The organism is Alcaligenes sp. WGS1538, from assembly GCF_043187505.1.
GTDB lineage: Bacteria > Pseudomonadota > Gammaproteobacteria > Burkholderiales > Burkholderiaceae_B > Alcaligenes.
Map to the genome: position 1 here is coordinate 2,483,877 of NZ_CP171109.1, position 21,610 is coordinate 2,505,486.

A 21,610-nucleotide genomic window follows, 5' to 3' on the forward strand; every position below is an offset into this window, starting at 1 on the left:
GCATGGCGCCGGTCCGGAACGCGGCCTATAAAAAAACCGCCTGCTCGAACAGGCGGTTTCGTGTGTGCCGCAAATATATATCCAGGCTCAGTCGTCGAACTCGTCGCGCTGCACCACGTAAATCAGCACCAGCAAAATGGTGATGAAGAAACGGAATGCATCCGGCACGCCGTTCCACGTCTTGGACATCCACATGCCGAACCATTCACCGCCCACGGACATGAACGCCACCTGCCAGGTCAGAAATCCCAAAGTGAGTCCGGCCACGGCCACGCGCTTAGATTTATTGAAATCCAGGCCATGCCGGTTCTTGAACATGATCCAGGCGCCCGCCAGGCACAGAATGGCCGTCAGGCTTTCCAGCGCGATGATGCCGATATAGCCTGCATGATGGATCCAGGGCGTATCGATGGCCCGATACTTGATGGCGGCATCCGGAAAGATGGTGTCCATCAGGAAGACGTGCTGCACGAAAGCGAAATTGGTGCCGTAATCCGTGATGTTGCCAAAGGCGACCAGAAATGCAAAAAAGCCAATGGCCGCCACCAGCAATGTCTTGGACAGACGAATCATGATCATTCCCCCTTTTTTGTTGATGATGCGCGATTGTAATCAAAGAGCCCGGCCGGCATGGCGATACCCGAAAATGGCCGGCTCCCGTGCTACATTAAGGCCCATTCGAATCCTCGGCCGCCACTTTTTCACGCCGGTCTGCGAACGTCGGCAGATGGAGCACGCCCCCATGACTCTTTCCCGCATGCTCAAACACGGTCCATGGCTGATGCTGCTGGGTCTGGCGCCCCTGGCGGCCATGGCCGGGTCGGATCGGACAGCCGGGCCCGGAGCCGCGCACGCACTGCAGCTCACTCCGTATCTCTGGGTGACGGGCTTGAAAGGCGATGTCTCTCCCTTCAAGCGCGGCCCCACGATCGGTATTGAGAAATCCTTCAGCGATGTCTGGCGGGATCTGAACGCGGGCGGATTCGTCAAGCTCTGGGCGCGCCGCGCCCGCTATGTATTGTCGGGCGACCTGCTCTATGTGGACAGCAGCGAAAGCAGGATCGTTGACGGCCTGCCCCTGCCGGGCGCCCTGGAAGGCAGGGTGGACAACCGCCTCTTCATGGCCTCGCTGCAAGGCGGGTATCGGATCCTGCAGTTGGAGCAGGCAAGCCTGGATGTGCTGGCCGGAGCCTCCTTCTGGGACGTGAGCACGCGAGCCCGCCTGCAGGCCGGACCGCTGTCCACTTCCTACAGGGAAAGCTTCAACTGGGTGGACCCCATGATCGGCCTGCGCGCATTCTACCGCTTCGACGAGCGCTTCTCCGTGCAGGCCCAGGCCGGCCTGGGGGGGTTCGGCGCCGGCTCGCGCCACAGCCGCCAGGCTGCGCTGACCTTGAACTACGATCTGTCCGAACGCTTCAGCGTGGCCGCCGGCTACAAGATTCTGGACGTGGACTACCGCCGCGCGGGTCATGTCTTCGACACCCGTCTGTCGGGACCGGTTCTCGGACTGAGCTGGCGCTTCTGACCCGCACGGAAACGGGGGCGGTTCCGCCCCCGCCCGTCACGCCGTGCCGTTGATCTGGTGACGGCGTTCCCAGAAGCGCGTCGCCACCTTGCCCACCAGATCACCGCCCGTCTTGATGACGAACACGCCCTTGTCGGTGGACACCCCGGCCCGCTCCAGCAGGGGCTTGGCCCCGCCGTCATGGCCCAGGGCCTTCAGGTGTCCATAGGCATCCGACACGAAATCCACCGCGGCCTTGCAATTGCACAGCTTGCCGGCTTCGCTCTCGTTCATGAGCAAGGCCACGGCGTCGAACAGCACCGACGGCGCCCCGTCTATCTTCTCGTCGGCCGGCAGGCGCCTGCCGGAGGCCAGTGTCACCCCGCCCACGCGCGGGGCCACGATCTTGACCGCAACCCCGGCCTGCTCCGCCGTCTTGCGCAGCAGGCCGACCAGGGCGTCGTCGGCTCCGTCCGTCACCAGGATCCCCAGGCAGCGGCCGGCGGCAGGCGGCTTGTGCGCCAGGATGGACAAGGCGGCCGACGGAGGCATGTCGCGCGGCGGCACGGCGGGCACGGCCGGCTCGGGCAGCTCCAGCCCCAGGCCCTGGGCGGCCCGCTGGGCCAGGCCCTCGTCGATCACTCGCATATGGGACAGCACGCGCAGGCGCACATGGTTGAGCTGCACCTTGGACAGTTCGAACACCAGGCCGGCGATCAGATGCTCCTGCTCGATCTCGGACTGGGAGCGGTAGAACAGCCGCGCCTGGGTGTAATGGTCCGCGAAGGATTCGGCGCGCACCCGCAGCTTGGCCGCGTCTTGCGGCGCGCTGCCCACCGTGCGAAAGCCATGCTCCTGCTCGCGCGGCCCTGTCGGCTCGCCAACTTCGCCCAGGCTGTTGGGCTCATACGTGGCCCGGCCCTTGAAGACCTGGGTCTGCATCATGCCGTCGCGCTGGAAGTTGTGGAACGGACAGCGCGGCGCGTTCACCGGAATCTGGTGGAAGTTGGTGGTGCCCAGGCGCGACTTCTGCGTGTCCATGTAGGAAAACAGCCGCCCCTGCAGCAGGGGATCGTCGGAAAAATCGATGCCGGGCACGACGTTGGACGGCAGGAACGCGACCTGTTCGGTTTCCGCGAAGAAGTTGTCCGGATAGCGGTCCAGCACCAGCCGGCCGATGATCTTCACCGGCAGGGTCTCTTCCGGTATGAGCTTGGTGGGATCCAGCACATCGTAATCCTGCTGGCTGGCCCACTGTTGGTCGAACACCTGTATGCCCAGTTCCCACTCCGGAAATGCGCCGCTCTGGATTGCCTCATACAGGTCGCGGCGCAGATAGTCCGGGTCGGCTCCGGAGATCTTGACGGCTTCGTCCCACAGGGTCGACTGCATGCCCTGCTTGGGCTTCCAGTGGAACTTCACGAAATGCGCCTGCCCCTGTTCGTTGACCAGCTGGAAGGTATGCACGCCAAAGCCCTCCATCATGCGGAACGAACGCGGCAGGGCCCGGTCGGACATCAGCCACAGTACCATATGCATGGATTCCGGCATCAGCGAGACGAAATCCCAGAAGGTATCGTGCGCCGAGGCCGCCTGCGGAAAGCCGCGATCCGCCTCGGGTTTGACGGCATGGATCAGGTCCGGAAACTTGATGGCGTCCTGGATGAAGAACACGGGCATATTGTTGCCCACCAAGTCCCAGTTGCCCTCGTCCGTGTAGAACTTGACGGCAAAGCCGCGCACGTCGCGGGGCGTATCCTTGGACCCCTTGGAGCCGGCCACCGTGGAAAAACGGCAAAAGACCGGCACGCGCGCGCCCGCCTTCTGGAACAGGGAAGCGCGCGTCAACTCCGGTATGGGATGCAGGCATTCGAAGAACCCGTGCGCGCCGGTGCCGCGAGCGTGCACGATGCGTTCAGGGATGCGTTCATGATCGAAGTGGAAGATCTTCTCGCGCAAGACGAAATCTTCCAGCAAGGTCGGGCCGCGCGCACCCGCGCGCAGCGAATTCTGGTTATCCGATATGGGCATGCCATGGTTGGTGGTCAGGCCCTGGTAGCCGCTCTGGTGCGGCTCGCCTCCTTGTCCGTGACGGGTCTGGACGGGTGCTGTCGGCTGTTTCTTGGCCACGATACGGTCCTCCTTTGCAAGACAAAAAAACAGGCCCCGCCTGGGAACGGGGCCTGATCGGCTATGGGCGGCTTATTGGCCGTACTTGGTCTTGGCCTCGGCCAAGCAGGCGTCCTTGGCATCGCCCGACATGGCATCGCATTTCTCCTTGGCCACTTTGTACTGGGCGTCACGCTTGTCCTCGACCGCCTCCTGATGCGCCTCGGCGCTTTCCTTGGCCTCTTTGGCGTCCGCCTTGGCGCTTTCGCGCTGAGCCTTGGCTTCTTTTTCGCAGACGTCCTTTTCATTGCCCTTGAGGGCGTCGCAGCGCTTCATGGCCTGGTCATACTGCGCCCTGATGGCGGCGTCATCCTGGGCGGCAGAGACCGGCGCCGCCGCCAGGCCCAGGGTCATGATGGATGCGGCAAACACGCTTTGGAGTACAAGGGAAACGGATTTCATCTGACTCTCCTTCTCGGTTTGAAAAAAGTATCGTCAATGGCCGGGTTCAGGACTTGGTCGCCTTGCGAACGGCGTCCTTGGTCTCGCCCACCTTGCGCTCCAGGGCGCCGGCGGTTTTTTCCGCCTTGCCTTTCAGCTCCACCGATTTGTTGCCGGTGACTTTGCCTACGGTTTCCTTGATGGCGCCTTTGACTTCATGGGCGACGCCCTTGATGCGATCCTTGTCCATGACGGTGTGCTCCTTGAAAAAACGAGGCTTGCAAAAACCGGCCTGAAAAATCGTCCTGACAGGCGGGTTCGTCAAGAAAAGCCTAGGGTTTTTTCCGGGCCCGAGTGCGAACGGGCGTCTCAAGTCGTGAGCAACTATGACCGCCCAGCCCCTGCTTTTGCCGTGCTGAATCATCCGGTTACCGGACGGGAACAAAAAAAAGCGGACGGCCAGGCCTTATACTTGCCCCTCGCCGCCTCCCGGTCTCTTTCTGGATTCCCGCCGTGTTCCAAGCTGTCGCCATCCTGCTCGCCCTGTACGTATCCTGGCGCATCGTGCTCCTTCTGCCTCTGCGGCCCTGGCTGAAAGGCGTTCTGGCCGCCCTCGTCCTGGCGGCATCGCTGCACCATCGCATCGTGGCCAGCTTCTGGGGCACGCGAGCCTCGCCGGAGATTCCCGGCGAGCTCATCATGGTGCTCGGCTGGGCATTCGGCGCCATTCTGCTGGCGGCCTGCCTGCTCTTGCTGCTGGACCTGGCCAGCCTTGCGGTCTGGGCCGTGAACCGCCCTGCCGGCCGACGCTGGCTGGCCGCCCGAACGGCACGCGCCGCCGTTGGCGCAGCCGCGCTGGCCTTGTCCGCCCTGGGGGTCTGGCAAGCAGTGCGCGTTCCAGACGTCAAGACGTTGGAAGTGAACCTGAAAGGCCTGCCGGCCGAACTGGACGGCTTCAGGCTGGCGCAGTTGACCGACCTGCACGCCAGCCGTCTGCTGCAGGGGGGCTGGATCCGCGCCGTGGTGGACAAGACCAATGCGCTCGAGCCCGACCTGATCGTCATCACGGGCGACATGGTAGACGGCAGTGTCACCGCCCGCTTGGCCGACGTCGCTCCTTTGCAGGATCTGGCGGCACCGCAGGGCGTCTTCGCGGTCGTTGGCAACCACGAGTACTACGCCAACTACATTCAATGGATTGCGCATTTCAAGGCCCTGGGCTTGCGCCTGCTGCTCAACGAGCACGCGCTGATCACACGCGACGACGCTGCTTTCGCCCTGGCGGGAATCACCGACGCCACCGCCGTCCAGCGCGGACAGCCGCGTCCCGACGTGCGCGCAGCCATGGCCGGCATTCCCGCCGGCGCGCCCGTCATCCTGCTGAGCCACCGCCCTGCCGGCGCGGCCGTGAACGCTGCGGCCGGCGCCGACCTGCAATTGTCTGGCCATACCCACGGAGGCCAGATCCTCGGTCTGCACAAGATCGTGCAAATGGCCAATGAAGGCTTTGTATCCGGCGTTTACCAGGTCGGCGACATGCAGCTGTACGTCAGCAACGGCACGGGCTTGTGGGCCGGCTTGCCATTGCGCATCGGCAGGCCCTCGGAGATCACGCTGATCACCTTGCGCCGCGCCCCCTGATCAGCCGCCATTCCTGCTAGGGCGTCAAGCTCCTGAGCGCACGCCGACAGATACGCTGCGTCGCCTCGTCCTGTGCAGCCTGCGCCTGCCATTGGGCGCACAGGCTGCGCACCCAGTCCGCCTGGTCCTTGGCGGCGTCGTTCAGCCAGTTGGCCACGGAATCCTGGACGTAGACGCTGCCATCCGCGCGCAAGGCGGACAATATGGGCAGCATGCGCCCAGGCTCGCGCTTGAGCACGGCAATGTGCGCGCACCAGACGCCGCGCGGACGCAAGGCTTCGCAAGAAAAGCGGCGCAGATAAGCGGACGGCGAGAGAGACCAGGCGCCCAGCAGCTCGACGGCCCGATCCAGGTCGGCGGCCAGATGCGGCCGCAGCGCCATCCAGGCCCATTCGCGAACGCCGAAATGCGCATCATTCGCCAGAGGCTCCATCTTCTCCAGCCGTTGCGCCAGACTCAAGTCCGGTTCGGCGCCCACCATGAAGCAGGCCCAGCCCCGCACCGTATCGGAGCCATGATCACGGCAACGTTCCCAAGCCTGCCGCCCCCCGAACTGCAGCAGCCATGCGCCCACGCCCATCATGCGCTTGAGTATGCCCAGTTGGCAGAGCGCATCGAGCTCTTCCCATTGAGCCTCGGTCAACTCCGGGAACACGGCGCCGAGCAGCATGCGCTGATCGATGGCCAAGGATTCGGACAAGGTCGCGCTGGCCATCTCGCCACGCGACAAGGCCGACAGGATATCGGCCGGAATATCGGCCGCGCGGGCATACCCTTTGCGAGCTTTCATGATGCGCGCTCCTGTTCCGCCGGGGCGCGTCCTTGCGCCGCCTTGTTCAGCAAGTCCGACAATTGGCTGCGTTCCTGCGCGGACAGATGCCCGAACAGGCCGCCTATCCACTGCGCATGAGCGGCCACCATCTCCCGCGCCACGGCCCTGCCCTTGCTTGTCAAATGCACGGTCAGGGCGCGCCGGTCCTTCGCATCCGCCCTGCGCTCGGCCAGACCCGCGCGCTGCAGTCCATCCAGCAAGGTGGTGACCGTGGCGCGCGTCACGCCCGCCCGTTCGGCCAGCACATGGGGAGCCAGGCCGTCAGGCGCCACGTCCAACAGAAAGAGCAGCACGAAACGCCCTTCGGTCAGCCCCTGCGCAGACAGCAGGGCCGCGCAGTCCCTGTCTATACCCGCAGCTAACGACAGAATCTGGAAACACAGCTGCATGCCCCCCAGATCCGCGCCGCCCCGCTGCCGGGCGTCTTCCAGCAGGGCCATGTATTTTCGTTCCAATTGCATATCTTGTCATCATATAGTTAGATATCGAATCATATAGCTGAAACGCCAGCTCCCCGTATTCGAATCCCGCCGCTGTTGCGCAAATGTTGCGATGCAATCAACCAGCAATCGCTCTCGAGCTCTGAGGCCTGATAGCATGGAAATGAACGAAACCTGGAGCCAGGAAGGTGCGACAATAGGCTGTACCGGCCAGGCAATATGCTGCGGCGCATGCATCCTGCCCTGCCCTGGCAATGATCCTCAGTCGCGGAAACGGAATCCGATTCACAAGCACCATGAAAACCATCAAGAAATCGAGCAAGCTGGCGAACGTCCTGTACGACATTCGCGGCCCCATCATGGATAGGGCCAAACAAATGGAAGATGAGGGTCAGAAACTCATCAAGCTGAATATCGGCAACCTGGCGGTGTTCGGTTTCGACGCCCCCGAGGAAATCCAGCTCGACATGATCCGCAATCTGCCCAACTCGGCCGGATACTCGGACAGCAAAGGCATTTTTGCTGCGCGCAAGGCCGTCATGCACTACACCCAGGAACAAGGGATCGAGGGCGTCACGCTGGAAGACATCTACCTGGGCAACGGCGCTTCGGAACTGATCGCCATGGCGACCAATGCGCTGCTTGATGACGGCGACGAACTGCTGCTGCCCATGCCCGACTACCCGCTCTGGACGGCGGTCACCAGCCTGTCGGGCGGCACCCCCGTGCACTACCTGTGCGACGAAGCAAACGGCTGGATCCCCGATCTGGAGGACATCCGTTCCAAGATCACGCCGCGCACCAAGGGCATCGTCGTGATCAATCCCAACAATCCCACCGGCGTGCTCTATCCCGATTCAGTGCTTCAGGCCCTGGTCGATATCGCCCGCGAGCATGGCCTGGTGCTGCTGGCCGACGAAGTCTACGACAAGGTGCTGTTCGACGACCTCAAGCACACCGCCCTGGCCAGCCTATCCACCGATGTGCTGACGCTGACCTTCAATTCGCTGTCCAAGAGCTACAGGGCCTGCGGCTACCGCGCGGGCTGGCTGGTCATTTCGGGCGACAAGAGCGCCGCGGCCGACTACATCGAAGGCCTGAGCATGCTCGCCAACATGAAGCTCTGCGCCAACGTGCCGGGCCAATGGGCCATACAGACCGCCTTGGGCGGCTACCAGAGCATCAAGGATCTGGTGTGCGAAGGCGGCCGCCTGCGCCGCCAGCGCGACCTGGCCTATGAACTGATCACCGCCATTCCAGGCGTGAGCTGCGTCATGCCGCACGCCGCCCTGTACATGTTCCCGCGGCTGGACCCCGAGGTATACCCCATCAAGGACGACCGCCTGTTCTTCCTGCAGCTGCTCGAAGCCACGCGCGTCATGCTGGTGCAGGGCACGGGATTCAATTGGCCCCACCCCGACCACTTCCGCATGGTATTCCTGCCCCACGAACCGGACCTGCGCGAAGCCATCAGCCGCATGGCCAAATTCCTCAAGGACTACCGCATCAAGCATGGAACGGAACGAGCGGAATTTTCGGATGCGCCCAATCAGGCCTTGAAGACCGCCGAGGCGACGTAGCCGCCTGGCAAGGCTGCCTGGGGCGGACCAAAGGCCCCGGAATGAAAAAACCAAGGACCGCCACGTCCTTGGCTTTTGGAGAGACTGGGTAGAGTCGAGGGCAGATTAACCCCTCGTCCTCAAACAGGTCTCCATGTGCAGTCGATCGATGCCGCCGCCTTCGTTATGGCGGCAGGCGTCAGCATACGCGTCGTCAACCGAGGGTTCCAGTTGCCATGGATGGAGACTGCAATCACAAGTAATTTCGACATTCGCCGCCGACTGTTATGCAAAGAGTATCTCCGTGTAATTGATAAACCTCTTCAAGCATACTGTCTACAGAGGGCTTGTTGCTTTGATACGTTTCATAATCCTCATTAAATAAATCCAAATAACTAGAATTTTTAGAAACGATATCTTCTTTTTCCTGATGGAACTTCGCGGCCATCTCATCTGCATTTACATATTGCCCCAGCAGATACGAGATCGTAGGATGAACCATTCGAAACTCGACAGATTTCATTATGGGATTATATTGATAACCAACCTTATGAAATAATGTATGAGGCTTGCCATTTCCCATATTCAAGCATTTCAGCCCGTCCAATGAACCATTGATTTCGTCGCCTTTCCACTCCACATTTGAGCTCAGTGGCTTTTCCGCAGGTCTGTACAGAGCATTCAAATCGTCCCTTATTTCCTTTCTTACAGCATCTCTGCGTACGCCGACCATATTTTTTTGAGCATCAACAATCGTCCGGTCTTTCTCCTTGACAACATCCAACGTTTTAAGAAACAGCTTTTTTTCATCAGTTGTCATGGGACGCATTGACACGTCGTCGTTGATGTAGAGTGCCTCCTTGACAGAGCAAGTAGTGACAAGGTCTTTATCGATGAGCAGCGAAATTTTTTCATCGTCGTCGATTTGCTTGGTAAATCGATCCTGGGATGTTTGTCCGGCGCAGGACTTCAACGTATCAAAGGCCTCAAGCTTGTCCGTCGCCGTATCTCCATGGATCGCATCATGCATGGCATTCAATGCATCCTGCTTTTTATCTGTCAAAAACAAGTCTTTGAACTTATCCCACAAGCCCATATACGTCGCCTCGCTTTTATCCGGATCTTTCATACTTTGCAGGCGCGATTCACTTATCTGATGGGTGCTGAAATAGCTACTGAACTTAGTAGACAATATGGAGTTTGCCATTTCCTTCCTTTTTACAATCAAAGCTACACGAATAAGTGCCAGCTACAATACAGAAATTCCCCTCCCACAGTCAGAATGGTGACTTGCAACGGCTTGACCAGCATCGACTGAAAATCTTCCCGAAGCCCCCCCTCCAAGGTGATCACGGACAAGCTCAAACGCGAAGCGGTGCAATTGGCCAAGCAGCCCCACAGCAAGGCTTCTGGAATGACGCAAGATCTGCGCCCTGGCGACTCCGACGACGGGGACGATAAATGGGGTGGTCCACACCCCATGCGAGGAACGCAGGGCGTGTTCCTCAACAAAGCTTGCACGACTGAAATGGCTAGGGCCGCCAAGGTCGCCCACATGCTGACGTGGACGCTCGCAGCGAAACGGGGCTGGGAACTATTGGACTTGCAGTTCGCACTGACGCTGAATCGCCAGTATCCTGCGTCCGGATCTTGGTTGGGCTCCCCCTATTGAGGGCATTCCCAAAACGATGAGTACGTTGCGGGTCTATTACCCGCACACGGCAGAAATCCAAGTGGGCGACATGGTTCAGACCACCCGCAACAAGGCTGAACTAGACCAGATCAATGGGGAGCGCTACGCAGTTCGGCGCATTGCCGAAGACTCCGTGGCCATTGCGGTCAACGGCCGGGCCGTCGCCTTGGCAGCCGATCCGCACCTGGACCGTGCCTATGCCATAACGGCGCAACAAGACAGGCGCGTAATGCCCGAACCCAATTTTCACGATTCCTCTACTCAGTATGGGCATAGCCCAGCGAACCTGAGCTCTGATTGACAGGTCTTGCACGGTCCTCATGGCGAAGACGGTACAATGCAGGGGGTGTTCGAAGTGGCCCGCATGCCGTTTGTGGGATGCGGCTTGCTCGGCTCGGCCAACGCGCTTGATAAAGATATTGCCAAGCGGCTCTTCAATGAGGCCGGTGTGCCTGCAGCACGATCAATTACGATCAATAGGAATTTCGTGCCATCCTTTGATCACCTCAAAAGCGTGCTCGGCCTCCCGATCTTCATCAAGCCAGCCCGCCAAGGCTCGTCTGTCGGAGTCAGCAAAGTCTCGGCCGAAGCAGACTATGAGGCAGCTCTGACAGAAGGATTCAGCTACCACCGTAAACTGCTTGCCGAAGAGTTCATTCGCGGGCGCGAAATCGAATGCGCTATTTTGGAGGATGACAAGGGCGACCTGTTCGTGTCGCGGACGGGAGAAATTCTCCCCGCGAAAAGCCACGGTTTCTACACCTATGCCGCCAAATATATCGATAAGGACGGTGTAGCTCTAACAGTGCCGGCTGATTTGCCTACCGAGCTTGAAAATGAAATCCGGACCATGGCATTGAAGGCCCCGGAATAAAAACGCCAAGGACCGTCAAGTCCTTGGCTTTTGGAGAAACTTTGTAGAGTCGGGGGGGGGGGGGGGGGGGGGGGGGGGGGGGGGGGGGAAATTGAAGCCACGTCCGCAAGCAGGTCTACATGTGCAATCGATTGATGCCGCCGCCTTCGTTGTGGCGGCAAACGCCAGTATACGCGTCGTCAATCGAGGGCTTAAGTTCCCGCGAGTAGACTCAAACGGTTTCGGCTACTGCTCGCGTTTCCTATGCAAAGCGTGTCGCCGTGTAATTCATAAAGCTCATTAAGAATTTTATCTATAGCTGGTTTTTTTTCTTGATAATTATCATAGTCCACAGCCATCTCGTTCAGAAATTGAGAGGCGCTAAGCATAAGCAGCTCCTTATCCTGGCCCGTTGTCTCGGCAAACTCATCTATATTTGAATAAGTTCCCATCAGAAACGAAATAGAAGGATGAACCATTCGAAACTCGACAGCTTCCATTATGGGATTATATTGATAGCCAACCCTATTAAATTGCGTAAAAGGATCGAACGTCCCTGCGTTCAACCACTTCAGATCATCCATCGACCGCGTAACTTCATCCCTTTTCCACTCCACAGTTGAACGCGCTGGATCTTCTGATGGCCTGTACACAGCATAGAGATCGGCCATTACCGCCTCTTGCACAGCAAATTTGCGGTTCACGAATATATCTTCGGCACCAACCATGGTCCGATCTTTTTCCTTGACAACATCCAGTATTTTAAGAAACAGCTCTTTTTCATCAGTTGTCATGGGACGCATTGGCACGTCGTCGTTGATGTAGAGTGCCTCCTTGACAGAGCAAGTGGTGACAAGGTCTTCATCAATGAGGAGCGAAATTATTCCATTATCATCAACTTGCTTGGTAAACCGATCCTGGTATGCGTGTCCGGCACACGACTTCAAGGTCTCAAAAGCCTCCAGCTTGCCCGTCGCCGAATCTCCATGGATCGCATCATGCAAAGCATTCAATGCATCTTGCTTTTTATTCGTCAAAAACAGATCTTTGAACTTATCCCACAAGCCCAAATGCGTCGCCTTGGTCTTGTCCGGATCTTTCAGGCGTTCCAAGCGTGATTCGCTTAACTGGTGGGTGCTGTAATAGTTACTGAACTTATCAGATGATATGAAGCTGGCCATTCCCATTCTCCCTTTACAATTAAAGCCGTACAAATGGGTACCAGTTACAGCACAAAAGTTCCATTCCCACGATCAGGAGGGGTCTTGCAACAGCCTGAGCAGTACCGCCTGAAACTCTTCCCGATGCCTTCCCCCAATATGCATCAAAGGCGAGCTCAAGCGCGAAGCGGTGCGTCTGGCAGAACAGCCCGATAGCAACGTATCGCGCGTGGCGCAGGACCTGGGTTTGGACCCCAGTGTTCTACGGCGTTGGGTCGGGCAGATGCGCGGCGGCACATGGGATCCGGCGCCTGGCAAGCCGCTCAAGAGCACCCAGCAACAGGAGATCGAGCAATTGCGCCGGGAGTTAGCCAAGGTCAGGACCGAACGGGATATATTAAAAAAAGCGGTCGGATACTTTGCCAAGGACCAGACGTGAAGTATCCGTTCATCGCCCGGCATCAGGCCGTCTGGTCGGTCAGCGAGCTATACCGAACCCTGAGCGTATCGCGCAGCGGCTTTTACGAATGGCATGGCCGCTCGCCCAGCGCTCGGGAACAGGCCAACGAGCGATTGACTGGCCGTATTCGAGAGAGCTTCCAGGCCAGCGATCGGACATACGGTAGCCCTCGGGTACGGCAGGATCTGCGCACGTGGGGAGAGCACTGCGGCAGGCATCGAGTGGCACGTCTGATGCGTCGCGCAAACCTCGTGGCATGAACCAGGCGCCGCCGCCATCCGTCGGATACGGGACCAAGATCGGCTCATGCCACCGCCGGAAACGTGCTGGATCGAGACTTTAAGGGCCGCGCGCCCAACCAGAAACGGGTAGCTGACTTCACCTACGTATGGACTGCGCAGGGCTGGCTTTACGTGGCGGCCGTCATGGACTTGTACTCATGACGTATCGTCGGTTGGTCCATGCAGGCCAGCATGACATCGCAGTTGGTGACCGACGCCCTGATGATGGCGCTGCATCGGCGAGGCCGACCGCGCAACCTCCTGCATCACTCCGACCAGGGCAGCCAGTACACCAGCGAGCAGTTCCAGATGCTGCTGGCCGACGCCGGGATCGTGTGCAGCATGAGCAAGCGTGGGGACCGCTGGGATAATGCCGCCATGGAGAGCTTCTTCTCCACGCTGAAAACCGAACGGCTGAGCCGACGCATTTACCGATCCCGAGATGAATGTCGCGCCGCCGCCATCTACGGCACACGCGCATTCACCCAGGTGGACCGAACGCCGCCCCCAAGCCTGATTACTACAGTCTCAAGGAAAATCACCGATTAGCTAACACGCAACGCAGGGTCCGGGTCCAGCTCCAACCCAAAGCTGTGCAAGACCTCGGCGGCGGCAAGGAGATTTTTTTGCATGCGGTTATCCAGCTTGCTCAGGGAATGCCAATTGAGCGGACCAACGGGATTACTCTGTCGATCTCGGAACAGGTCCATGCTTTGATTGACACATATCTGAACACGCCACTCTACGAGGTCAGGCAGCGCGCCGTAGGTCGCAAAAGCATCCCTCACCTCGACGCTCAAATGACGCAAGCCTTCGCACACGCTGCGCTGACTCCCCTGACCCGGGAAGGCTAAAGTCAGCATAACAACATCCACCGCATCTATACAAGGTTTAACCCGTTTATCAATCACTGCAGAAAGCGCTATCCGGATTCTCTCCACCCTATTGATCGCATTCCATTGGGTATCAGCCGGGTCCATCGTATCCAAGCGACGACTGAACACGGCCGTTAGGGCTTGACTCGGCATCCCAGGGAGCAATCGGAGCGCCATCTTTTTGAGCTCGTCCGCGGGCAACAACTCAAAATAACGCTCCAGTGCGATGTGATCACGGGTAATCATCTTCAATTGTTCACACAGCTTTTGCCCATCCACTGGGCGGGCATACAGCAGATCGACAATCTGTAATAAAGGCTCATGCACGGTAGAACGAAACACTCGCTGATTCACAGCTTCTGCAATATCTCCCAACACCCGAGACGCCTGTATACGCAACGGGTCATCAGGACGAAGCGAAATCCTGTCCAGAACGGCTTCGCAGGATGAATTGTTGCTCAGCACCCCATCACACAAAGCATCGATGTCAAGTTCATTTAACTCAGCCATGTAGGTGTCCAGGCAGTTCCTCGCTCCCTTCAACGAGTACAAACCGCTCTCTGGCGGTAGATTTAGCTCTTTTAGCGCTTGGGCAATGCCGGAGAGCTTCTTGGGATCGATAGGCTGGGGGAACGCCCGGGCCGTCAGACTGCCCAGCAAATTGCCGATGCGACGGCTGTTGGCACGAGCCTCGGCCAGCTCCTCGCGCTGCGCTCGCGCTTCCGCAGGCTCGCCGGCGAAGTAAGATTTCAAGACGGTTTTCAGATCAGTCCATTTGTCGGCCAGAGCGCGACGAATCTCCGACCAAGCCACGCCAGCGCGGCTGGCGCGAGCCGTACCGCCCTCCTTTACCGTGTAAGTCAGGTTGCCGTGGATCCCTAGAGGGCAAGACCCCAGGTCCCCCCGCGTGAACGGCGGATCCTGCGGGCTATCCATCGAGCTGAGAGGGCTGAATCGACTCGGGCTAAGGCAGCCAGGGATGGTAAACGGTCTTAGGTTCATGAATATTTTCGTCGAGGTGATTAAGCCCTGGCCTCAAGACCAGGATCAGGAACGCTGACGGGCTTCACCGCGAATCAAAGCGCATGGCTGCCACAACGCAGTCGCCGTCAATTCAAGGTTTGGTAACCAACGAGTATTTGGCGTTCCTTTGCCCGCGCGTTGAGCGCGTTGCCGGCTCGGCCATACCCCTCCCTTCCCTCAGAAACAGATCAACCCGCTGCGCGCCGCCCAGGTCTACGGCACACGCGCATTCATCCCGGTGGTGTCGAACGCCGCCCCCAGTCCTGGCTACTACAGTCTCAAGAAGAATCACCAGTTACCAAGCACGCAACGCAGGGTCCAGCTCCAACCCAAAGGCCCATAATACCTGGGCGGCGTCGCCGAGATTTTTGCGCATGCCGTCATCCAGCTTGCTCAGGGAATGCCAATTGAGCGGACCAGTCGGATTATTCTGATGATCACGCAATACGTCGTCCATGATTACCCTGGTCCAGTCCTTCAAATCCATAATTGTGTAGTTTGGCAGCTCTCCAAAGAACGCTAAAGCCTTGGTCACCCCGACGCTCAAATGAGGCAAGAGGGTGCACACCTTGGACTGATCTTCCCAATGCATGGCATCAAGCAGATCAACTAACTCCCATCCCTCCTCTATGATCTCGTGAGCTTTATCGGAATACGCTGCTTCAAACGGCTCGCGGACCCACTCCAGCACGGGGAGGGCTTTCTGCATGAGGAAGCCATCATCCGGCGAATGAACGGTCATCCGAGACAGGATCTCTCGGGCGTGATCCGAGCTCTCGGGTGGCATTATGGACCGCAGATTCTTCAACTCGTCCGCCGACAATCTGTCGAAATAAAAGTTCAGCTTGTCCTTATTGCTGGAAACCACTGCCAAGTGCCCAGCCAGCGTGCGCGCATCCACTGGGGGGGCATTCAGCAGATCGAGAGCCGCCAACAAAGGCTTATGCACGTCACGACGGACCACCCGCCGATCCACGGCTTCTGCAATATCCGCCAGCACAGTGGTCGCCTGTATACGCAACGCATCATCCTCATGAGGCGAAATCATGTTCAGAACGGCTTTGCAGTATGGCGTGCTGCGCAGCACCCCAGTGCTCAAAGCACATATATCGATTTCACTTAACTCAGCCATATAAGTGTCCAGGCAATACTTCGCTCCCTTCAACGAGTACAAACCGCTCTCTGGCGGCATGTTTAGCTCTTTCAGCGTTTGGGCGATGGCGAAGCAGAGGTTGGGATTGATGAATCGATCTGGCCCACTCACTGGCCCATTCACCCAGACCGTCAGGCTGCCCAGCAAATTGCCGATGAGATGGCTGGTGGCGCGGACCTCTGCACGGGCCTGGACCAATACCTCGCACTGCGCCCGCACTTCCGTGGGCTCACCGGCGACGTAAGCTTCCAAATCCGACCCGCCCTCGGCAAATGACAGGTACGGTTCCGACAACGGCACACCGGCACGGCTGACAGGAGGCGTGGCGCCCGGGATTGCGGCGAATCGCACGTTGCCTATGGTCCCCAAGGCACCAGGCCCCAGGTCTGTCCGCTTCAGCGGTGGATCCTGCGAGCTATCTATCGGGCGCCTGGTCATATAACAGGAAAGAAAGGAGTTTTGCCTGTCTATTAGCATGATTACCTTTTTCGAAACGATTAAGCCCCGGCAGCAAAGCCAGAGGTAGGAACGCTGACATTTTTCGCCACAGACCAAAACACATGGCCATCACAACGCAGTCGCCGGCAGATCAAAACTAAGTAACCGACGGTCACCTGGTGTTCCTTGACCGGCGCGTCGAGCGCGTTGCCGGCTCGGCCCAATCCCCCAATTTCGAATATCACCTTCTAAAGGAGAAATGCTGATGAGCAGCATCAACATCCAAGCGCAGGCCTGCGTTGCTTGTGAGGGAAAGCCGTCACCAGAGAATACGCCCTGCGCGGTGTGCGACGCCGGTCAGCCGGCAGCGAACGCGGAGCCAGTGGCGTGGTTCATAGACTGGCCAGATGAGCCTGATCTTGGCCACTACCTGGCCGAATCGCCTGTTGATGGTGCGCGAAGTCGCGCACTTGTTTTCCATGACACCGCCCCCGTTGCCGCCCAGGCGCAGCAGAAAAAAATAAAGGCGCTTGAATCGGAAGTATCAGGGCTTCGCGCAGCTAGGATTGCCTACGCCAGCGAGTTCCCGCCAGACGCGGAAGGCGACCCAGATGTTGGGAACATTCACGCGAATATCCGGAAGCTCAAGGCCCAGGCGCAGCAGGACGCCAACATGATTTACTGCGGCTGCGGCGATCTCTACCCCGCTAACAGCTACGGCGCCGGCTTCATCGCTGCTGCTGGGCATTGCGAGAACTGCGATGCGGCCCAAGACAGGGGCACCGACAAGGTGGATGCGGCACTGCTCAATGCGCTTCTGGCGCTGGTTGCCTATGCTGAATGGAATACCTGCATCCACGAAGATACGCATCGCGGCGGGGGTATTTGGGAAATCTGCAATGACTGCGGCGCCAAGTGGGCAGACGATGAAGGGGGAAAGCCCGCGTTCGAGTGGCCGCAAGAAATCCGGATTGCACGGGCACTGATTGACGCAGCCTGTAAGGAGACAGGCCGATGAACCGCGCCAGTCCAATAGACCTACGAAGAGCCATGGAAGTGGCGCAGGAGCTCACTCGGGCAGGCATCGAGTTTGTTTGCATGCCCGTGCTGAGCGATCAGGACAAGGCAGTGTTGCTGGCGCAACAGGCCGGCAGGCTGGGAAAGATGCTGCAAGAGGCCATAGACAAAGAAAAGGAGCCGTCTCAGTGACCGACACCATCACGGCCATGCTCGCCGTGACCGCTAGATATTGGAATCTGCCCGGCCCTGCGCCGGGCTTTTTATTGGAGGCTAAATGACGCGATACGTGACAATTGCACGCTTCGCCGAGCTCACGGGCTACACGCCTGCCGCAGTGCGGTCGAAGATCAGGGACCAAATCTGGCCTGAAAAGTCAGTCTGGGTAAAAGCGCCAGACGGTCGCATCTTAATGAATATGGAGGGATATGAAAAATGGGTAGAGAACGGCGTGGGGTCAGCCCCGCATCTGAAAGTAGTATCCAGATCTCGTTCCAGTATCGGGGCGTCCGCTGCAGGGAAAAAATCCCTCTCAAGCCCACCCCCGCTAATCTGAAACGAGCAGAGCAGCACCGCGCCGCTATTCTGCATGCCATTTCAACGGGCGTGTTTGACTATGCGGCGACATTCCCAGATAGCCCTCGTGCAAGACAGTTCGCCGACATCCCCGGTCAGGTCATCACCACCGAGCAGCACCTGGAAAACTGGCTAAAAACCCAGCGGCAGCACATCAAAGCGTCTACGTTCGAGGGCTACGAGAAAATCGTCAACAATGTGCTGATTCCATGGTTCGGGGACCTGGCGCTCACCGAGCTCAGCAGGCGCGTCATCCGAGCAAAACTGGATACGCTGCCAGCGGGAAATAAGCGGCTGGCCAACATCCAAAGCGTCCTGCGCACCGCTCTCACCTTTGCGATGAACGACGAACTGATCGAGTCCAATCCCCTTTACGGGTGGACCTATGCTCGCCAGCAACCGCCAAAGGAGGACGATGAGGTCGACCCTTTCACCATCGAGGAACAGGCCGCCATTCTTTCGGCCTGCCCGCCGGCGCCGGCAAACCTAGTGCAATTTGCATTATGGACGGGGCTTCGCACCAGTGAGCTGATCGCCCTGGACTGGGAGGATGTGGATCTGAAGCGCAAGACAGCCTCGATCTACAAAGCATTGACTCATGCGGCCAAGGGCGAGGCCGAGACCACGAAAACACGAGCGGGAAAACGCGTGGTTCGTCTACTGACGCCTGCGCTGGAGGCGTTGCGGGCGCAGCGCTCAATCAGCGAGACCCGTGGTGAGTGCATTTTCGTTCACCACCGAACAGGAGAACGCTGGACGGGCGACCAGCAGCTTCGCAAGGTATGGGTATCAATTCTTAAGAAAGCCGATGTGCGATACCGGCGCCCCTACCAAACGCGACACACCTACGCGTCTATGATGCTCTCGGCCGGGGAACACCCAATGTGGGTGGCCAAGCAAATGGGACACAGCGACTGGACCATGATCGCCCGAATCTATGGCAGGTGGATGCCAGACGCCGATGTGGGGGCTGGCAGCAAAGCCGAGCAGGCCTTCAACCCTGCAAGCCGCGCAACTGCTGGGCCATCGATCAAAAAGGCCGTCTGATGATCGTGCCCAAATCGTGCCCAAACCATGCCAAAACAGCCTTAAACAACCCTAAAAAGAAAAAAAACCAATGACCGCTAAGTCATTGGTTTTTAAGGATATCTTGGTGGAGTCGGGGGGAATTGAACCCCCGTCCGCAAGTCGTCCGCAGGCAGTTCTACATGTGTAGTCGATTGATTTTAGAGTTTAACCTTGGACTGTGCCAACCGACAGGCCTTTCCTTGGCGAGCCACTAGGATTTAGAACCGGACTGCGTGGCCCAGGCCGATTCGATTCTTTGTAAGTGACGCTGCTGTAGGTTGCCCTACCTAACCCAAAGACAAATTAGTGCAGCGGCTCAGCCTTAAGCGGCGAGAGCGAAACGCTCGTCGTTGGCGTTTGTAGTTTTCCAGTGGATTTACGAGCGTACTGGTGCTCGACACGCCCTGCTCTGTTTCTTGACCCACGTCGAAGCCATGTCGACCCCTGTGGATTAGAAAGCGTACCATATGCGCCCATAAATGTACATACCAAAGTGCTAGAATAAACGTTTACCCAGAGCTGGCCGGGCTCGTCCACAAGGCGCGCCCGGCCAGCTCTGCTTCCAGCCAACACCATACCTTGTTTGGAGTCGCCTTCTCATGGCTCAAACCGCAGCACAAGCCAGGGGCCCGCTCGGGTTCATTCTTCATGGCAGCCTGGTCACGCAGATCGTGATCGGCCTGATCGCCGGCATTCTTCTGGGGCATTTCGCGCCTGGCGCCGCCCACTCCATTTCCTTGCTGGGCCAGCTTTTCGTCTCCGCCCTGAAGTCGGTGGCGCCCGTCCTGGTCTTCGTGCTGGTGATGTCCTCCATCGCCAACCAGAAAGCCCAGTCCGGCACTCGCATGGGCCCGGTATTGCTGCTGTATCTGCTGGGCACCTTCCTGGCGGCGCTGATCGCCGTGATCGCCAGCTTCGCCTTCCCGGTCACGCTGAAGCTGGACCTGGCCAATTCCACGCTGAATCCGCCCGGCGACATTGCCGAGGTGCTGCTGGGCCTGCTGGCCAGCATCGTCGTCAATCCCGTGCAGGCGCTGCAGGACGCCAATTACATGGGCATCCTGGCCTGGGCTATCGCCCTGGGCGTGGCGCTCAAGCACGGCACGCAAGGCACGCGCGACTTCCTCACCGACATGGCTGGCGCGGTGTCCTCGCTGGTGCGGCTGGTGATCCGCTTCGCGCCGCTGGGCATCTTCGGCCTGGTCGCCGCCACCATCGCCGAATCCGGTTTCGAGGCCCTGCGCCAGTACGCCCTGCTGCTCATGGTGCTGGTAGGCTGCATGCTGCTGGTGGCCCTGGTCATCAACCCGCTGATCGTCTTTGCCAAACTGCGCCGCAACCCCTACCCGCTGGTCTTCACCTGCCTGCGCGAAAGCGGCATCACCGCCTTCTTCACCCGCAGCTCGGCCGCCAACATCCCGGTCAACCTGGCCCTGTGCGAACGCCTGGGCCTGCACAAAGACACCTACTCGGTCTCCATCCCCCTGGGCGCCACCATCAACATGGCCGGCGCCGCCGTCACCATCACCGTGCTGACCCTGGCCGCCGTGCATACGCTGGAGATCACGCCCGACCTGCCCACCGCTCTGCTGCTGAGCCTGGTGGCCACGGTCGCCGCCTGCGGCGCTTCGGGCGTGGCCGGCGGCTCCCTGCTGCTCATTCCGCTGGCCTGCAGCATGTTCGGCATCTCCAATGATGTCGCCATGCAGGTCGTGGGCGTGGGCTTCGTGATCGGCGTGGTCCAGGATTCCGTGGAAACCGCCCTGAACTCCTCCACCGACGTGCTGTTCACCGCCGCCGCCACCCTGGAGCCGGGCCGGGCCTGATCATAGCTCCCCCTCGCAAAAAAGAGGCTCCGCCGTCCCGGTCCGCCCGATAAAATATCCCATGGCCTGAAGCTGGCCGTGCCGCAGGCGCCGGGTCCTCACGACCCGGACGCCGCAGGCGGCGTACAAGGGAGACTGCCCCATGAAACGGATTTACCTGGCTGGCCCGGATGTGTTTTTCAGCGACGCCCTGGAGCGGGCCGCCCTGCACAAGCAGATGGTCCGCGAATTCGGCTTCGAGCCCCTGCATCCCGTGGACCAGGAAAAGAATGATCCGGCGTCCATCTACCACCTCAACATCCGCCTGCTGAATGAAGCCGACGCGGTCGTCGCCAACATCATCCCCTTTCGCGGCGCGGAAATGGACACCGGCACCGCGTTCGAGATCGGCTATGCCGTGGCGCAGGGCCTGCCGGTATTCACCTACCGCCAATACGAAGGCACCGTGCTGGAAACCGTTCGCGAGCACTACGGGCCGCTGGTGCTGGATTCGGCCAGCCAGCTCTGGCGCGACCGTAACGGCGCCCTGGTGGAAGATTTCGACCTGCCCTGCAACCTGATGGTGGCCGTCAGCACCCAGTTCGTCCAGGGCTCGCTGGTCCACGCCCTGAACGAACTGCGCCGGCACTTCGAGGTCCTGGAAGGGCGCTGACAAGGC

The 21,610-nt window shown here is 59.3% G+C and carries 20 protein-coding genes, 1 other RNA gene and 1 pseudogene; 11 read left to right on the forward strand and 11 right to left on the reverse strand.

The annotated features are described in order from the left end of the window. Nucleotides 1-87 precede the first annotated feature (87 nt). Entirely contained in the window at nt 88-576 is a 489-nt protein-coding gene (locus tag ACF3ND_RS11560) for a DUF2165 family protein (protein WP_394065828.1), read from the reverse strand. A gap of 166 nt (nt 577-742) precedes the next feature. Between ACF3ND_RS11560 and ACF3ND_RS11565 the strand changes: the two genes are divergently transcribed. Beyond that, the gene (locus tag ACF3ND_RS11565; protein WP_394060570.1) at nt 743-1,528 is read left to right on the forward strand and encodes an outer membrane protein; all 786 of its coding nucleotides are present in this window, start codon (nt 743-745) and stop codon (nt 1,526-1,528) included. A gap of 36 nt (nt 1,529-1,564) precedes the next feature. Here ACF3ND_RS11565 and ACF3ND_RS11570 read toward each other — a convergent pair whose 3' ends face one another. The 3 genes from ACF3ND_RS11570 to ACF3ND_RS11580 all read right to left on the reverse strand — a co-directional run bounded on the left by ACF3ND_RS11570 (nt 1,565) and on the right by ACF3ND_RS11580 (nt 4,307). Next, nucleotides 1,565-3,637 carry a catalase gene (locus ACF3ND_RS11570; RefSeq protein ID WP_394060572.1) on the reverse strand — a complete coding sequence of 691 codons (2,073 nt, stop codon included), beginning with the start codon at nt 3,635-3,637 and terminating at the stop codon, nt 1,565-1,567. Nucleotides 3,638-3,709: 72 nt separating this feature from the next. Beyond that, on the reverse strand, nt 3,710-4,078 hold the full coding sequence (locus ACF3ND_RS11575; protein WP_394060574.1) for a hypothetical protein: 369 nt from the start codon (nt 4,076-4,078) through the stop codon (nt 3,710-3,712). 46 nt (nt 4,079-4,124) lie between these two features. Further along, nucleotides 4,125-4,307 carry a CsbD family protein gene (locus ACF3ND_RS11580; RefSeq protein ID WP_394060576.1) on the reverse strand — a complete coding sequence of 61 codons (183 nt, stop codon included), beginning with the start codon at nt 4,305-4,307 and terminating at the stop codon, nt 4,125-4,127. 263 nt (nt 4,308-4,570) lie between these two features. On the opposite strand from ACF3ND_RS11580, the gene ACF3ND_RS11585 reads away from it, so the two are divergent. Beyond that, entirely contained in the window at nt 4,571-5,698 is a 1,128-nt protein-coding gene (locus ACF3ND_RS11585) for a metallophosphoesterase (RefSeq protein WP_394060578.1), read from the forward strand. 16 nt (nt 5,699-5,714) lie between these two features. Here the strand turns inward: ACF3ND_RS11585 and ACF3ND_RS11590 are convergent, their stop codons facing one another. Both ACF3ND_RS11590 and ACF3ND_RS11595 read right to left on the reverse strand, forming a co-directional pair. Then, nucleotides 5,715-6,488 carry a DNA alkylation repair protein gene (locus ACF3ND_RS11590; RefSeq protein WP_394060580.1) on the reverse strand — a complete coding sequence of 258 codons (774 nt, stop codon included), beginning with the start codon at nt 6,486-6,488 and terminating at the stop codon, nt 5,715-5,717. Beyond that, nucleotides 6,485-6,991: a MarR family winged helix-turn-helix transcriptional regulator gene (locus ACF3ND_RS11595; RefSeq protein WP_394060582.1), complete on the reverse strand. Its 507-nt coding sequence runs from the start codon at nt 6,989-6,991 to the stop codon at nt 6,485-6,487. The genes ACF3ND_RS11590 and ACF3ND_RS11595 overlap by 4 nt, the downstream gene beginning before the upstream one ends. Before the next feature lie 275 nt (nt 6,992-7,266). Between ACF3ND_RS11595 and ACF3ND_RS11600 the strand changes: the two genes are divergently transcribed. Beyond that, a complete protein-coding gene (locus ACF3ND_RS11600) occupies nt 7,267-8,550 on the forward strand; it encodes a pyridoxal phosphate-dependent aminotransferase (RefSeq protein WP_394060584.1) in 1,284 nt (427 codons plus the stop codon). A gap of 232 nt (nt 8,551-8,782) precedes the next feature. Here ACF3ND_RS11600 and ACF3ND_RS11605 read toward each other — a convergent pair whose 3' ends face one another. After that, the gene (locus tag ACF3ND_RS11605; protein WP_394060586.1) at nt 8,783-9,736 is read right to left on the reverse strand and encodes a hypothetical protein; all 954 of its coding nucleotides are present in this window, start codon (nt 9,734-9,736) and stop codon (nt 8,783-8,785) included. A gap of 535 nt (nt 9,737-10,271) precedes the next feature. Here ACF3ND_RS11605 and ACF3ND_RS11610 point away from each other — a divergent pair. Further along, a complete protein-coding gene (locus tag ACF3ND_RS11610; protein ID WP_394060588.1) occupies nt 10,272-10,523 on the forward strand; it encodes a hypothetical protein in 252 nt (83 codons plus the stop codon). 6 nt (nt 10,524-10,529) lie between these two features. Next, nucleotides 10,530-11,096 (forward strand): hypothetical protein, encoded by a 567-nt coding sequence (locus ACF3ND_RS11615; protein WP_394060590.1) that lies wholly within the window; start codon nt 10,530-10,532, stop codon nt 11,094-11,096. 191 nt (nt 11,097-11,287) lie between these two features. On the opposite strand, the gene ACF3ND_RS11620 is transcribed toward ACF3ND_RS11615, so the two are convergent. After that, nucleotides 11,288-12,256: a hypothetical protein gene (locus tag ACF3ND_RS11620; protein ID WP_394060591.1), complete on the reverse strand. Its 969-nt coding sequence runs from the start codon at nt 12,254-12,256 to the stop codon at nt 11,288-11,290. 136 nt (nt 12,257-12,392) lie between these two features. Between ACF3ND_RS11620 and ACF3ND_RS11625 the strand changes: the two are divergent. Further along, nucleotides 12,393-13,525, forward strand: a pseudogene (locus ACF3ND_RS11625) (IS3 family transposase). Here the strand turns inward: ACF3ND_RS11625 and ACF3ND_RS11630 are convergent. Both ACF3ND_RS11630 and ACF3ND_RS11635 read right to left on the reverse strand, forming a co-directional pair. Then, a complete protein-coding gene (locus ACF3ND_RS11630; RefSeq protein ID WP_394060593.1) occupies nt 13,522-14,664 on the reverse strand; it encodes a hypothetical protein in 1,143 nt (380 codons plus the stop codon). The pseudogene ACF3ND_RS11625 and the gene ACF3ND_RS11630 overlap by 4 nt on opposite strands. 505 nt (nt 14,665-15,169) lie before the next feature. Next, entirely contained in the window at nt 15,170-16,378 is a 1,209-nt protein-coding gene (locus ACF3ND_RS11635) for a hypothetical protein (RefSeq protein ID WP_394060595.1), read from the reverse strand. Nucleotides 16,379-16,730: 352 nt separating this feature from the next. On the opposite strand from ACF3ND_RS11635, the gene ACF3ND_RS11640 reads away from it, so the two are divergent. The 3 genes from ACF3ND_RS11640 (at nt 16,731) to ACF3ND_RS11650 (ending at nt 19,105) form a co-directional block, all read left to right on the forward strand. Further along, on the forward strand, nt 16,731-17,483 hold the full coding sequence (locus tag ACF3ND_RS11640; protein WP_394060597.1) for a hypothetical protein: 753 nt from the start codon (nt 16,731-16,733) through the stop codon (nt 17,481-17,483). Beyond that, nucleotides 17,480-17,674 carry a DUF1382 family protein gene (locus tag ACF3ND_RS11645; protein ID WP_394060599.1) on the forward strand — a complete coding sequence of 65 codons (195 nt, stop codon included), beginning with the start codon at nt 17,480-17,482 and terminating at the stop codon, nt 17,672-17,674. The genes ACF3ND_RS11640 and ACF3ND_RS11645 overlap by 4 nt, the downstream gene beginning before the upstream one ends. A 243-nt stretch (nt 17,675-17,917) precedes the next feature. Beyond that, nucleotides 17,918-19,105, forward strand: a complete 1,188-nt coding sequence (locus ACF3ND_RS11650; RefSeq protein ID WP_394060601.1) for a tyrosine-type recombinase/integrase — start codon at nt 17,918-17,920, stop codon at nt 19,103-19,105. A 104-nt stretch (nt 19,106-19,209) separates the two neighbouring features. On the opposite strand, the gene ssrA is transcribed toward ACF3ND_RS11650, so the two are convergent. Beyond that, nucleotides 19,210-19,571: a transfer-messenger RNA gene (gene ssrA / locus ACF3ND_RS11655) on the reverse strand. Nucleotides 19,572-19,725: 154 nt separating this feature from the next. Between ssrA and sstT the strand changes: the two genes are divergently transcribed. Next, entirely contained in the window at nt 19,726-20,952 is a 1,227-nt protein-coding gene (gene sstT, locus ACF3ND_RS11660) for a serine/threonine transporter SstT (RefSeq protein ID WP_394060603.1), read from the forward strand. 142 nt (nt 20,953-21,094) lie between these two features. Next, entirely contained in the window at nt 21,095-21,604 is a 510-nt protein-coding gene (locus ACF3ND_RS11665; protein WP_394060604.1) for a nucleoside 2-deoxyribosyltransferase, read from the forward strand. Nucleotides 21,605-21,610 lie beyond the last annotated feature (6 nt).